This window comes from Nannocystis bainbridge (assembly GCF_028368995.1).
Lineage (GTDB): Bacteria > Myxococcota_A > Polyangia > Nannocystales > Nannocystaceae > Nannocystis > Nannocystis bainbridge.
This window is the reverse complement of record NZ_JAQNDL010000003.1, coordinates 789621-802736: the sequence shown is the minus strand read 5'-3', so window position 1 is coordinate 802736 and position 13116 is coordinate 789621. Positions and strand designations below refer to the sequence as shown.

10 protein-coding genes are annotated in these 13116 nt (G+C 69.8%); 6 read left to right on the top strand and 4 right to left on the bottom strand.

Features of this window, described 5'->3' with window-relative positions; all coding sequences use genetic code 11:
- Window positions 1-1995 precede the first annotated feature (1995 nt).
- Together POL25_RS28515 and POL25_RS28510 are read left to right on the top strand one after the other, a co-directional pair.
- Window positions 1996-2565: a hypothetical protein gene (locus tag POL25_RS28515; protein ID WP_272089389.1), complete on the top strand. Its 570-nt coding sequence runs from the start codon at window positions 1996-1998 to the stop codon at window positions 2563-2565.
- Window positions 2566-2586: 21 nt separating this feature from the next.
- Entirely contained in the window at window positions 2587-3795 is a 1209-nt protein-coding gene (locus POL25_RS28510; RefSeq protein WP_272089388.1) for a radical SAM protein, read from the top strand.
- On the opposite strand, the gene POL25_RS28505 is transcribed toward POL25_RS28510, so the two are convergent.
- On the bottom strand, window positions 3735-6719 hold the full coding sequence (locus POL25_RS28505; RefSeq protein WP_272089387.1) for a serine/threonine-protein kinase: 2985 nt from the start codon (window positions 6717-6719) through the stop codon (window positions 3735-3737). The genes POL25_RS28510 and POL25_RS28505 overlap by 61 nt on opposite strands.
- Before the next feature lie 66 nt (window positions 6720-6785).
- On the opposite strand from POL25_RS28505, the gene POL25_RS28500 reads away from it, so the two are divergent.
- Window positions 6786-7484 carry an RNA polymerase sigma factor gene (locus tag POL25_RS28500; RefSeq protein ID WP_272089386.1) on the top strand — a complete coding sequence of 233 codons (699 nt, stop codon included), beginning with the start codon at window positions 6786-6788 and terminating at the stop codon, window positions 7482-7484.
- Between the two features lie 122 nt (window positions 7485-7606).
- On the opposite strand, the gene POL25_RS28495 is transcribed toward POL25_RS28500, so the two are convergent.
- Window positions 7607-7933 (bottom strand): hypothetical protein, encoded by a 327-nt coding sequence (locus POL25_RS28495; RefSeq protein WP_272089385.1) that lies wholly within the window; start codon window positions 7931-7933, stop codon window positions 7607-7609.
- 253 nt (window positions 7934-8186) lie between these two features.
- Entirely contained in the window at window positions 8187-8429 is a 243-nt protein-coding gene (locus POL25_RS28490) for a hypothetical protein (protein WP_272089384.1), read from the bottom strand.
- Between the two features lie 867 nt (window positions 8430-9296).
- Here POL25_RS28490 and POL25_RS45020 point away from each other — a divergent pair.
- Window positions 9297-9668, top strand: a complete 372-nt coding sequence (locus tag POL25_RS45020) for a response regulator (RefSeq protein WP_373372118.1) — start codon at window positions 9297-9299, stop codon at window positions 9666-9668.
- Window positions 9669-10900: 1232 nt separating this feature from the next.
- Entirely contained in the window at window positions 10901-11839 is a 939-nt protein-coding gene (locus tag POL25_RS28480; RefSeq protein WP_272089382.1) for a hypothetical protein, read from the top strand.
- Between the two features lie 433 nt (window positions 11840-12272).
- On the opposite strand, the gene POL25_RS28475 is transcribed toward POL25_RS28480, so the two are convergent.
- Window positions 12273-12461: a hypothetical protein gene (locus POL25_RS28475; RefSeq protein ID WP_272089381.1), complete on the bottom strand. Its 189-nt coding sequence runs from the start codon at window positions 12459-12461 to the stop codon at window positions 12273-12275.
- Window positions 12462-12690: 229 nt separating this feature from the next.
- Between POL25_RS28475 and POL25_RS28470 the strand changes: the two genes are divergently transcribed.
- A complete protein-coding gene (locus POL25_RS28470; RefSeq protein ID WP_272089380.1) occupies window positions 12691-13110 on the top strand; it encodes a hemerythrin domain-containing protein in 420 nt (139 codons plus the stop codon).
- The last annotated feature ends 6 nt before the right edge of the window (window positions 13111-13116 follow it).

Genomic DNA, 13116 nt, shown 5'->3' with positions numbered 1-13116 from the left:
CGAGAGCGGCGCGGTGGCCGGACTCGCCTAGGGCTGGGCGCGCGGCGAGGTGCTCGCGGAGAATGGGCATCGGCCGAGACTTCAGCAGCCCCGCAGACGCCACCCTAGTGCGATGACTCCGAGGAGCGGCGGTAGGTCGGCCCGAGTGAGCGGCCTCAGCGAACGCCCGGGGACGATGCTCTCCACGTCGGCGCCAACAACAGATCCCGAAGTCCAGCATCCATGTCCGCGGTGTCCGTCAACGGCGCTCCTTTGCTCCCGCGCCGCCGCTGCCGCTGGAGGGTACGCCGAAAAGAGCGCGCCGACGAACCGCAGATCCGGCACACCTTACACGCGAGCTGTTCTTAGAAAGATCTGATAGGATGTTTTGGGGCCAATGAAAGAATGAATAGCTTTTCAAGAAAACTGGTGGTGCTGGGGTGCTTCTTGGGGTTCGTCGGTGCCGGCTGCGAGTCCGAAGAATTTGAGAGCGAGCAAGCGGTGGGTGTCCAGGCGGATCCCGGAGACGAGGAGAGCGCGAGGTTCGGTCCAATTCCGGGGTGCTTCAAGGACGAGGAATGTCTCAAGGGTGAATACTGTAAGTACAAAAATGAGCCTTACGGCGGGGTCTGCTTCCCGAAGGAGGCCCCGGAAGATCTCTCGGAGGGGAGCGACCCGCCCAAGGACGGTGGGGGGCGGTCGGTCGCCCCGTTCGCTCCGCTCCCCCTCAGCGGATAGACCTCGGCTGGCCCGCGCGGGGTCGATCCGACGCCGCAACAGCAGTTCGTGGAGACCGCGACGATCGACGATCACGGATCTGTCGGAAGCGTCTATTCGCGGAGGCCGCCGTCCGCGACTACTTCGGGGCCACCTCATCGAGGGTGCATGCCTGGGCCCTGCGCCAGCCGTCGCAGGTGTCCCAGATCCGGCACGGGCGTCGGGCTCGTGACGGGCGAACAGCTGCACCTGCGGGCGTACCTGCAGCGAGCACATTCCGAGCAACACGGTGGTGGCAACCCTGGGGCTAGCGCCTCCGCCGGCAGCTCGACCGCCTCGACCATGATCTCCAGCCCCTGCGCCAGGGCAATGCACAGCCCCGGCTCGAGCCACACCTCGGCGACGCTGCGCTCGCCGACTGCGAGCCGCCGTCGCAGCGCCAAGCCACAAGTCGCCGCCGCGCAGGCTTAGCATCGCGTGTCCCTCGGACACCCGCGGATCGTCGATCTGCAGCCCGGCGCTCCACAGCCTCCCGATCAGCTCGCCGGGAGCGAGCGAGCGTTGGGTGCCATCCGCCAGGCGAAACGTGGCGTATGCGCGATGCACAGCCCCAGCCTACCCCCGCGGCCCGTCACGCATGCGGCGAGCCCCGCCTCTATGCCTGCGGACATGCACGTCGCGTCGCGCGATGCCGCCCGACGACGCAGCGTCAGCCCGGCGCGTAGCCGCGGGCCTGCTTGCAGAACATCGCCGCGTAGACGCCGTCGGCGGCCATCAGGCGGGTGTGATCGCCCTGCTCGACGACGCCACTGGCCGCAAGCACGACGATTCGATCGGCGATGCGCACGTTGGCGAAGCGGTGCGAGATCAGGAGGACCGTGCGGCGGCGGCGAGCTCGCGCACGCGCGCGAACAGCTCAGCCTCGGCGTCGATATCGAGCGCGGCGGTCGGCTCGTCGAGCACCAGGACATCGGCCTCGCGGTGGGTCGTCGCCGCGCGAACGCTCGCGGGGACGCGCCGCCACGAGCAGGACGGCGGCGCTCTGTTTGTCCGCCGTCATGAACCTGCGCTGCGTGCTCTTGTTCGGGCGCTGTGCAAGGGCGGGCGCCCGCGGTCGAATTTGCCGACCCCGAGCAGCGCCACCGCGAGGCGGCCGCGGTCGGGTGTCCGTGTGCGTCGGGAGCGGTCGGCGACAGGTCCCATCCGCGCGCAGAAAAAAATGTCGAGGCCGTGATCACGGCGGGCCTTTGCCGGACTACCCGACCGGAGCGCCGAGCCGACCTCGGCGCGGACGAAGCCATGCACAACAACGAGACCTACCGATTCAACAATCCCTCTGACCCGAAGTCGAGCGCGCTGACGCTTCGCACCGCCACGAATGGCCCCTCCCAGGGGCCCAAGGTGCTGTTCATCGCGGCCTCGGCCCTCTGCATCGCTTCGATGCCGGGTGTCGCCGATCATCTCTTGAGCTCGCTCGGCTCGGCGATCGTCAGCACCGCCCACGCCGGCGAGCCGAACGAGTGCAAGACCACGATCCATTCCGGCTACGAGAAGGAGGTCATCCACTTCCTCAAGAAGCACGAGGTCAAGCTGCCCGAGGGAGTCGAGAAGTTCGTCTCTCTCTTCGAGCTCTCCAGCGCCTACGACGCGACCATCCTCCGCGACCGCCAGATCACCATCCTCGTCTCCGGCGAGGGCGAGGTGCTCCCGGCGCCGCAGGGCTTCTACGTGTTCCCGGACGGAATCATCGCCGAGATCGGGGCAGGCGGCCTGATCGGCTCCATCTGGGGCGAGGGGTTGTCCGGCAACGGCGAGGTGAGCGTCTGGTCGATGTGCCAGCCGCAGCCCGGTGTGTGGGTGGAGTGCTAGCGGCGGTCCAGGAGTAGACGGATGAACGCGCGCCGTGCCCCATCCACGCACCATCTCCACGTGGTGATCAAGCTGTCCAAGCTCTGCAACCTGCGCTGCGAGTACTGCTTTGAGTACGACCAGCTCGGAGATCCCGCGCGGATGGAGCCGGCGCAGCTTCGCCAGCTCTTCCTCAACATCCGCGACTACGCGCGGACGCTGCCGGCGCAGCCCCGGGTCCTCCACCTCGTGCTTCACGGCGGCGAGCCGCTGCTCCTGCCGCCGGCGCTGGTCCGCGAGCTCCTCGAGCTCCGCGACGAGATCTTCGCCGGAGAGCCGCTGCGCACCCGGGTCGAGCTCCAGACCAACCTTGTCCGCCTGTCGGAGGCGAGCCTGGCGATGCTCCGCGAGACCCGCGTCGGTGTCGGCGTCTCTCACGACGTCGTCGGCGGCGCCCGGGTCGACATCACCGGCCGCGAGCGCCACGAGGCGGTGCTCCGCAACTTCGAGCGTCTGCGCGCGGCGGGGGTGCCCTTCGGCGGGATCAGCGTCCTCCACCGCGGCAACCTCGCGCGTGTCGACGCGATCTTCGACTTCTGGTACGCGCAGGGCGTCGACTTCCGCCTCCTGCCGATCCTCGATTTCGACGCGGGCGCGGGTCGCTGCCACGGCCTCGGCTTGCGCCAAGACCAGGTCCGCGAGGCGATGCTGCGGCTCGCAGAGCGGGTGATGGCGTCTCCGCGGAGGATCACGGTCGAGCCGATCGACCAGTACGTGTGGACGGCGCTCAGGTACCTTCGCGGCGAGCCCGGCCTCGCCTACGATCCGAGCCGCGGCGAGTGGGCGCTGGTGGTCGACACCGACGGCGAGACCTATACCTACGGCGACAGCTACACGCCCGCCGGACGGATCGGCAATTTCTTCGAGCCTGGTGCGGTCGCCAGCTTTGCCGCTCCGGCTTACGCCCGCACCCTCGCCGCCCGCAGCGAGCGTATGGGCGCCTGCGAGAGCTGTCCTTTCAGTCAGGCTTGCAGCCGCCTCCATCTCGGCGAGGCGGTTCCGAGCGAGCGGGTCGACGCCCCCCCCGAGGCACCGCACCGCTTTGCCTGCCCTGTGGCGCGGCCGCTGATCGAGCACGTGGTGGCGCGGATCGGCAGCAGCCCGCTCGGTCGCGTGCTCGTCGCCCGCGTTCAGTCGCAAGGGGCCCTGCCGCCTAGCGAGGCGCACCAGGCCGCGAGCTCGGCGACGTAAGGCGCGCCCGCGGGGCCCTCGCGGCAGCGGGCGATCAGAGCGCGGGCGCGCTCGAGGTCCCCGGGGTGGCCGCGCTGGCTGAGGGCGCGTGCGAGGTTCAAGCGGGCGTCGCCCCGGGCTTCGGCCCGGCCGTCGCGCTCGAGCCGATCGAGGGCGCGGTCGATGCGATCGATCGCCTCGTCGCTGCGGCCCCGGGCGAGGTCGAGGAGGCCAAGGCTCACCTCGCTGCGTGCGTACTCGACGTGGTGGGCGCCGAAGCTGGCGGACCGGATCGCCTTGCCGCGCTCGATCAGCGGCGTCGCGTCCCGGTAGCGGCCGGTGTCGATGTAGAACCGGCCGAGATCGTCGTAGAGCGCGGCGGTCTTCGGGTGCTCGTCGCCGAAGACCGAGCGGCGGAGGACCAGCGCCTCTTCGTAGGTGTCCTCGGCCTCGGCGAAGCGGCCTTGATCATGGAGCGCGCGGGCGAGGTTGCCGAGCGCCAGGGAGAGAGTCGCGGCACCCGGCTCTCCGAGGCCGCGGCTGCGAACGATGACCTCGCGGAAGACCGCCTCGGCCCGGGACGCCTCGCCGAGGCCGCGGTGGCTACCGCCGATATTGGCGAGGCAAGCGAGGACTCTGGGATCGTCGCGCCCGAGCACCGGCTGCAAGATCGCAAGGGCGCGCTCGTACTCCGCGAGGGCGGCCGCGTGCTCGCCGAGCTCGAGGTAGGCGTTGCCGAGGTTGATCAAGGTCTGCGCGACGTGCGGGTGTTCGCTACCCAGGCTCTCGGCCTGGAGAGCGGCGGCGCGGCGGAATTGGGCGACGGCCCGCTCGCCGCGGCCGTCGACGAGATCGACGGCGCCGAGGACCAGGGCCGTCTTGGCGAGGTCGGGGTGGGACGCGCCGAGGAGCTCGAGCTGCAAGCCCTCGGACTGCTCTGCGAAGGCGCGGGCCTGCTCGTACTCGCCGGCGCCGAAGGTCTGGATCGCCAGCATCTGCAGTCCCTCGCTGAGCTTGAGACGGCCGCGAGCGCCGGCCTCGGTGAACGCCTCGATCGCCGCCTCGGTCGCCCGCCGCCCCGCCTCGAAGTGGCTGCTGTCGTACTCCACGCGGGCCTGGACCAGCTCGAGACGGCCCCGCGCTTGAGGCCCGGGATCGGAGACGGCCAGGGCCACGCGGGCGACGCGGAGGATGTCGCGAGCGACGCTGGCGTTCACCCGCAGGCCGGCCTCGACCTCGGCCTGCATCACGGCCGCCTCGGCGACGAGGTCGACCAGGCGTTCCCGACCCGCGACCTCGATCACTCGATCGAGGCGCTCGTGCGCCCGCTCGGGCTGCGCTCGCAGGAGCGCGAGCTCAGCCTCGAGCAGCGCGAGGACGGCCTCGCTCTCGGGGTGGTCGCTGCCGCCGTCGGCTCGTGCCTCGACGAGCGCCGCCTCGGCGGCGTCGAGGCGGCGGGCCTGGACGCGCGCGCGCGCTCGACTCGCGTGACGAGACAGCCGCCGCCGCGCCTGGCGGTCGAGGGGATCGGTGGTCGGGACGAGCTGCGCCTGCTCGCAGCCGCGGATCGGGGGCAGTCGGGTAGCCAGCGACACCGACCGCTCGACCGTCAGCGGCAGATCCCCCGCTGCGCCCTCGAGGAGCTCGTCGCGAGTGACCGCCAGGGCCTCGAGGCGCTCGTCGAGGCAGGCGCCGCGCTCGCTCACCCGCGCTTCGGCGCCGCTGCGGCCGAGGAGGCAGACCAAACGTTCGGCGGCGATCCACTCCTCGCCGTAACGGTCGAAGAGGGCCGCGGTCCGCTCCGCGCTCGTCGCGGCGTAGGCGAGGCCGGACTCGGCGAAGCGGGCGTGGAGCTGGGCGGCGTCGGCCTCGCTCCAGGCCGCGCGGAGCCTGTCCTCACGGGCAGGGCATGGGTCGGCGACGGGCGGCCGGGCGCCGAGGAGCCCGGCCGTGACCGCAGCGATGACCGCGGCCGCGGCGAGCCCCAAGAGCGGCGCGCGGCTCCGTCGACGCGATGGTCGCAGGCACTCGAGGAGCGCGTCCATCGACTCGAAGCGCTGCGCCGGATCGAAGCTGAGGCCGCGCCGCAGGACTGCGTTGAGCGGCGGGGGGATCGGCCCACTGCGCGCCTCGGTCGGCAGGCGGAGCCGAGCCGAGCCGAGCAGCCGCTCGCCGAGGCTGAAGGGCGGGCGCCCGTGGAGCGCCTCGAAGAGCGTCGCGCAGAACGCCCACTGATCGGCGCGGACGTCGATCGCCCCGGGATGGAACTGCTCGGGGGCCATGTAGAGCGGGGTGCCGGCGAGCTGGGTCGTCAGCACCCCCTCGCGGGTCGCCAGGGCGCTCATGCCGGAGCGCTCGAGTCGTTCGAACAGCGGCTCGAGGCGGCGGGCGAGGCCGAAATCCATCACCCGCACAGGCTCACCGCTGGGGACGACTACGTTCTCCGGCTTGAAGTCGCGGTGGACCAGCCCGGCGCGGTGAGCCGCCGCGAGGCCGGCGCCCGCCTCGAGCATCACCGCGACGATCGCCGCGACGCTCCGTGGCTCCGCCTCGAGCCAGCCACGCAGCGTCGGTGGCGCGACGTACTCCATCGCGATGTAGACCCGACCGTCGACCTCGCCGACATCGAAGACGGTCACGACGTTGGGATGGGACAGGCGGGCCATCGCCCGGGCCTCGGCGCTGAGCTCGTCGAGACGTAACTGGGACGTGAGCACGGCGCTCCCCCCGACGTCGGAGCGCAGGAGCTTGAGCGCGACCTTGCGATCGAGCTGCGGGTCGTACGCCTCGTAGACCACGCCCATACCGCCGCTGCCGACGCGGCGGAGCACGACGAAGCGGCCGAGGCGAATCGGCTCGGCCGGGCGACCGAAGAGGCGGGCGCGGGCCTGGCTCCGGGCCATCTGGATCTCGATCGCGCCGTGGTCGAGGCGGATTCCTCGCAAACGCAGACTCTCTTCCATCGACCGCTCCGGTTGCGTTTCCCCCGCCTGGCGTCGATTATCCGCGCCTTGTCTCACACTTCCAAGACGACGACGCGCTCGGATCTCGAGCTCCTCGACGCCTGGCGAGGAGGCGACGCGCTCGCCGGCGAGGTGCTCTTCGAGCGCCACTTCGAGTCGGTCTACCGCTTCTTCTGCAACAAGGTCCCGCGCGACGCCGACGATCTCGTGCAGGAGACCTTCCTCGGTTGCGTCAGCGCCAAGGAGCGCTTCCGCCAGGACGCCTCCTTCCGCACGTTCCTCTTCGCGATCGCCAGGAAGGTCCTGCTCAAGTACCGCGAGCGCTGGGCGCCGAAGGACGAGGGCGAAGAGCTCCACGCCTCGCGGGTCGCCGACCTCGACCTCTCGGTCACCCAGATCGTCGTCGAGAGCGAGGAGCAGGCGCTTCTCCTGCGCGCGCTCCGGCGGCTCCCGCTCGACCTCCAGACCGCGCTTGAGCTCTTCTATTGGGAGGGGCTGCTCAGCCGAGAGATCGCCCAGGTGCTCGAGATCCCTGAGGGCACCGTCCGCAGCCGCCTCCGCCGCGGACGCGAGATGCTGCGCGGGATCATCACCGAGCTTGCGGCCAGACCGGAGCTGAGGGCGTCGACTCTCGGCGATTTCGACCAGTGGTTGGCGTCGATCCAGGGGCGATCGGCCGACGATCTCGAGGATCTCGTCGATGACGAGGGCGGCAGGCCTCCGGAGGCGGACGCCAGCGGCGAGTGAGCCGTGCGGCTGCCACCTCCGTGTCGCCCAGCACCCGCGCGTCGCCGAAGCGCAAGACTCCGCGGGGAGTTGGCGCTGTTACCGCTGTTTACAGGCGGGCGCGAGGCCGGCTGCGGACAGCCTCACTTACCGATCCAATGGGCGAGAGCCGATGCCACCGCGGTCATGACGAGCAGGGTCGCCGAGAAGCGGCGCCAGTGGACCAGCGAGGCCGGTTCGCCGCTGGCCGTCTTGCCGCTCCATCGTGTGATGTCGACCCTTCGCGCGATGATGCTGAGAACGACGGTGACCCAGACGACGCCGTCGAGTGGGGAGGGGAAAGCAGCCCCTTCCATTGCGATCACGGCCAGCGACGCGTACACGATCGCGTTGCCGATGAGCATCCAGAACAGTCGCAGCGCGCATCCAGCCGGAGCCGGCGCGTCCTCGATGATATTTGTTTGTTGCACGGTTCGCCTCCACAGCCGCAGAGCGCGGCATGCGAAATGGCGGCCCGACCATTTCAGCGCTCACAACCGTCTGTGGACGGGGTGAGCTAAAACCTGCACCAGCGAACCGAACGCCGGCGCACCCTTGGATTGTGTGTGAGTCTATCTCGCGCTGGCAGCAGGTCTGACGAAGAGCTTCACGTGCGATGATTCGCGCGAGATGGGTCGCATGGCGCGCACGAGCCTGCCTCCGCGAGGCCGGGGCCGCGCATGATCACTGGGAGGCGGGCGCAGCGGCGGGTGCTGGCTTGCCGTCCACGGTGAGCCTTCCGTATTGATCTGCGAGGCTGTCACGCCTGGCGCCAAAGATGCCCTGGAAGGCGAACACCACCATCCACGCGAACAAGCCCGCGAAGAAGGTGATGACGAGGATCTGCAGCACCCCGCCGGGGGTTGCGATCGGTGCCTTGGATGCTTCGAGTTCCCACTTGTTGTCGGCGATTTCGGAGATGGACATAGCGAGCGCTCCCGGGTTCGAACCGCGAACAAACGTAAATGACAGGATCCCGGCACGCGGAGACGCTTATGGAAGCCTGCGTCTCCTCGTCGGAGTCCGTATGGTCAGCCGATCGACCGCATTCACCGTGGAGGACTTCGTCCGAGGTGAAACAAGAAGACACCGGCGGCGAGGGGCACGTTACCGGCGGTCCCGCGACGGAAAGGCAGTGCCCGCGGAGCGGCGGCTGCGCCCGCTTTGCCCGCGCAAGCACGGCCGACAGGTGCAACGTCACCATCGACGGCGTGTCGGTCCCGCGACGGCGGACGACGACGAACACGAAGAGCCCGTCTCACGAGAGGGCAGAGCGCGTCTCCAGCCACGACAGTGTTGATGAGGGTCGGTGCGGACACAAAGTCCAGCAGGTTCGGTGGCATCGGGTTGTCTTCCGCGATCGCTCCTGCGATCTGCGGAATGGCGGCCCGACCACTCCAGAACCTGTGACGGCCCTCCCGTCACACCCTACGCAGGCACGCACCCGCGTGCCCTATAAATACCGTGCCACACCTCAGCATGCAAGCGGTTGATGGCACAAAAACACAGAGCGCGGCTTGCGCCTCCCATGCCGGGAGACGCGCGCCGGCATGCGGATTCATCTCTCGCCGGCCGGCGCCCGGCGCCTCGGCCCTTGCCGCGAGATGCGGCAGAAGCTGAGCCGCGCCGCCGTCGCTGTCGTGGTCCTCTCGTCGGCCTGAACTGCGCGCTGACCCGTTCTCCGCCTCGTCGTTGCCGCGGTGGCTGTATAGATGGCAAGCGCTGCTGAGGCCGCATGTCCAAGCGTTGTGTCGGCCTGTTGCGTGAGGAGTCGCGCCCTGCGATGCTCAGTCAATGCAGCGGATTCTGGTCGTCGAGGACGATCCCGACGCACGCGAGATGCTTGCACTACTTTTGCAAGTCCAAGGGTTCAAGGTCGTCACGGCGTCGAACGGTGTCGACGCCCTCGCGCAACTTCGCGCCGATCTTGCGCCAGGGGGGTCTGGAGCACCGTCTGTCATTCTCCTGGAACTCAGGATGCCGATAATGAGCGGATGGGAATTTCGGGCTGCGCAACTGTTGGATCCGGCACTGGCTCCGAACCCTGTGATCATCATGTCGGGCTCGGTGGACACGGATGCGGACTTTGTGGCAGAGATAGCGCCTCCAATGGCGCTTCAACGATGCGCAAGGCCTGCATCGGGTCCCGAATTGTCCGGGGCTTAAACCTGTGACAGTTGTAAGCAGGTTCAACGCTGTGTTCGCATTCCAGGATGATGCGATCACCGAGGATATCGCTAGGTGTTCGATGCGGGGTTTGAGCGCCTGCGCGTGCTTGCGCAGCAGGTCCGCGACCCTGCGCGCCGACCACGACAGCCTCCGCACCAGCCCGGCGACCTCGGCCTCGACCTCAATTTGCTCGTCGCGCTCGACTCCCTGCTCGCCGAGCGCAACGTGACGCGGGCGGCCCGGCGCCTGCACTTTCAGCCAGCCGGCCCTGTCGGCCCAGAATCCCCTGGCCCGAAAGGCCACGGGCGATACAGCACAGTGCATGCTCGGCGAGCGCGACCGCCCGGAAGACGTTGGCGGCGAGGCGCTGCTGAGTGTCCTCTTGCTGGAGAGTCTGCTTCCAGAACGCCGGGGCGAGCTCGAGGACGCGGCTCATCGGCCAGGAGGGGAGCAGGCAGAAGAGGTCGCGCAGATAGTCCCAGGGCTCGATGCCTTGGAGCTGGCAGATGGCCAGGAGCGAGACGAAGATGGTGTTGACGCGCGCGCCCTCGTCGCTGCCGACCGGGCCTGCGGCAACAAGAATACAAGCGCCCGGGCACGCATCACCAGCGGGGAGAGTCCATCCGCGAGCCCGCTGCCGACTTGTTCGGGCGCCTCCGGCAGGTCGCCCGCTTGTTCTCCGCTCGCCATAAGACTCATGGGTTCGACCTCGACGAGAGCCTCGGACGGTTCGACGGGACGACGAAACTCGGGATGAAGCACCTGTGCACGTGCTCGAAGTGATCGCCCCCCTCGGGCCGCTCTCGCACGGGTGGCCGCCGGTGATGTTCGAGGTCGCCGCGCTAGCGCCCGGCGCTCTCGCGTGGGGCCGGGCGGCTCGACCTCACGGCGCGTCTATCGTCGGTGAGGGGGCGCGCCTGGAGCGGCGGTAGCGCGCCAACGCCCACGGCACACGCCTGGGCCCGGGTCATCACGTTCAGCCCTCGCGCGCCCTCGCCCCCTGCGCTCGTACCCGGCAGTGGACGCCGCTCGCGCTTCGGGCGGATGATACGTCCATGAGCGCCCCGCGGGATGTCATGCGTCGGTGGACAACTTTACCCCTGACCGCCGCGCTGATCGGGGCCGCCTGCACCGCCTCCTCGGACCCATCCGGGGCCCCGCACCCCGCCGCCGCGCCGGTCGAAAGCTCGCCTGCGGCCGTCGCCGCTGCGAATGCGCCGGCCGCCCCTGTGACCCCGGACCCGCCCGCGAACCTCACGGCGCCCGCGACGACGGCCCCCGCGACCCCGGACCCGCTCGCTCCGCCGGCGAACGTCGCCACCCCGGACCCGCTGCCCGCGACCCCGCTCGTGCCGCTCGGGGTGTACGCCGCTGCGCTCGACCCCGAGACTCGCACCTGGGCGGTCGACATCATCAACTTCGAGGGGATCGACACCGGCCCGCTCGACCGGCGACTGGCGGCGCTGGGCGACAGGGAGGACTCGCCCTTCATCGAGCCCTTCGCGCCCGGCGACGCCGGCCTGCCCGTCGGCTTCGCGCACGGCGAGCCCTGGACGCTGGTGACCCTCGCGGGCGCCGAGCAGCGGAGCGCCGCGGGCTTCGGCGCCAGCGTCCCGGGCGGCTCGGCCTCACTGCACTTCAAGGTCGATCTCGGGCCGGCGCAGCCGCGCGCGAAGGGCTGGGCGATCGCCCTCCGCGGCCACGCGGCCACGACCGCGAAGCTGGTCGCGCCCAAGCCGCTCGCCCCGGCCGCGCTCGCGCCCGGCGCCCTCGGTCGCATCGTGGAGGCGCTCTTGCCCAAGCTCGACGAGGACCTGCGCCCGCACGTGCGCAAGACGATGATCGCCGAGAAGCACGTCAAGCTGTTCCCCGGCCGCTTCCCGGGCGGACGCTCGCACGTCGCGTTCGTCCACGCGATGGCGAAGAGCGGCGAGGATGACTTCGAAGTCTCGGGCGTGCTCTTCACCAGAACCGACGGCGCCGTCGAGTTCTTCGCCGTCGCCGACGTCCTCGGCGCCGCCACCTTCTTCGCCCTCGTCGACATCGACGGCGACGGCCTCGACGAGGTGCTCTACGAGGACCAATACCACGAGGGCTGGTACCTCCAGATGATCCACTGGAACGGCGGCAAACCCGAGAGCCGCACGCTGATGGGCGACGGAGTGTGACAAATGCGGGAGCGCGGGAGAGATGTTCCTCCTTGTCGGAGCGCCACCGGGGATCCTCGTTCACCCGCTGACACACGAGGTCGGCGCACACGCACCAGCGGGTGTCGTCGAGTTCCGGGCGGCGCAGCAGCGGGAGGGCCACGAACCGCAGCTCGTCCCCGCGGTGCAGCGTGACCCACACCAGCGCGTAGTCGAGGACGGCAGGCGGGGGGGCTGCATACAAGAGCCCGCGCAGCACATATTGGGCGGACTCGAGCTGGCCATGGTGCTGCAGCCAGCGCAGCGCGAGCTCGCACGCCTGCGTCCGCTGCCGCCCCTTGCCCTCTGGCGTGCCAACTCTGTGGCGTCGCTGGGCACACCTCCCGGTGCATACCCCAGACGGCGCGCGCCCAGCGGCCCCGAGCCTCGTGACGTTCGGGACGCGGCCTCCTGGTCACCGGGCATCTTTGTGCTTCGCCAGGAACGCCTCGACCTCTGCGAGTTCCTTCGCCTTGCCCTCGCTGGCCGCGCCGAAGCCATCGGCGGCCCTGCGCGCCTCGGAGAGCACGCGGGTGCGGTCGCCCTTTGTGACGTGGAGAGCTCTGGCGAGGAGGAAGTGGATTTCAGGCTCAAGGTGTTGCACGCCCTCGTGCGCGTCGCCCAGGGCGACACATCAATTCGAGCCGCCCTCGCGGCGCGCGCGACTCCTGGCGCCAGACGCGCCATCGGGCGCTATGGATGCATGGGCCCGGTCGTCGTCCGGCCTGGGCCTGCCCATTCCCGGTCCCCGGGCTGGGCGCAATACTCTCGCTGGCCGCCGGGGCGCGGGGGGGGAAGCTCTCGGGATGCGGAAAAAGACGAATTCTCGAGACATGGCCGGCGTCGCCCGCCGCCTTCATGACGACCACGTCGCCTTCGATCAGGAGTTCGACGACCTGTGCAACTTCGCCAATGCAGGGGCCTGGGGCGAAGTCGACGCCGTGTGGACCGGGTTCATCCGCGACATCGAGAACCACTTTCGATTCGAGCAGGAGCAGGTGTTCCCAGAGTTCGCCCGCCGGGGCCCCGAATGTCGTGAGATGGTCGATACGCTCTCGGCGCAACACGCCGAGATCCTCCAGGCGCTCGAGAGTCTGGGGCTGCAGATCCAACTGCACGAGATCCGTGCACCCGCGATCGAGCTTCTCGTGGAGCTCATGCGCAGGCACGCCGAGGTCGAGAATACCAACATCTATCCGTGGCTCGAGCGCGAGGGTCGTCACGAGGACGGCGCCCCCCGAAAGTCGGCATGAGGGCAT